The organism is Pseudaminobacter soli (ex Zhang et al. 2022) (genome assembly GCF_014595955.1).
GTDB classification, from domain to species: domain Bacteria; phylum Pseudomonadota; class Alphaproteobacteria; order Rhizobiales; family Rhizobiaceae; genus Kumtagia; species Kumtagia pseudosoli.
The window spans coordinates 1-661 of the sequence record NZ_JABVCF010000048.1; the positions used below are offsets into that span (position 1 = coordinate 1).

1 protein-coding gene and 1 pseudogene are annotated in these 661 nt (G+C 64.8%); one reads left to right on the forward strand and one right to left on the reverse strand.

The annotated features are described in order from the left end of the window. Positions 1-224 (forward strand): annotated as a pseudogene (locus HUI96_RS29225) (aspartate aminotransferase family protein); the annotation flags it as partial. 83 nt (positions 225-307) lie between these two features. Here the strand turns inward: HUI96_RS29225 and HUI96_RS29035 are convergent. Continuing rightward, positions 308-661, reverse strand: a 354-nt coding sequence (locus tag HUI96_RS29035) for a cobalamin-dependent protein (RefSeq protein WP_188258176.1), incomplete at its 5' end; no start/stop codon positions are given.

Sequence of the window (661 nt, forward strand, 5' to 3'; positions counted from 1 at the left end):
GGTTTGGAGCAAACGAGGCCTCGGAACTGGGCGATCGGCTCACCCGGGAGGTCATTGCCGGAATTCAGTCCGACGGAACCTGTTTCGCGGGTGGCGCCACATGGCGCGACCGACAGGTCATGCGCATATCAGTCAGTTCCTGGGCGACGGACTTGCAACAGGCCCATGTCTCGGCTGACGCGATCCTGAAGGCATGGCGCGCGGCAAGATCGGCAACACCCTAGAGCAACGTGCGTTCCGAGTTCACGCCGCAGCGGCGGGAAATGGCGCATCGCACGAGCCGCGCTGCACAACTTGCCGGGGAACGTTACTGGTTGCGACGGCGACCTTCCAGAAGGTCGAGCACAACGCGGGCGGCGTCGAGGACGTTGGTGCCAGGCCCGAAGACAGCAGCGACACCCTGGTCATAGAGATGCTGATAGTCCTGGCGCGGCACGACGCCCCCGGCCACAACGAGGATATCTTGCGCTCCCTGCGCCTTCAGCGCCTCTAGCAACTGCGGGACGAGCGTCTTGTGACCCGCGGCGAGCGAGGAGATGCCCACCACATGCACCCTCGATTTGACTGCAAGGTCAGCCGCTTCTTCCGGCGTCTGGAAGAGCGGCCCGGCGATCACCTCGAAGCCGATGTCGCCGAAGGCCGAGGCGATGACCTTGGCGCC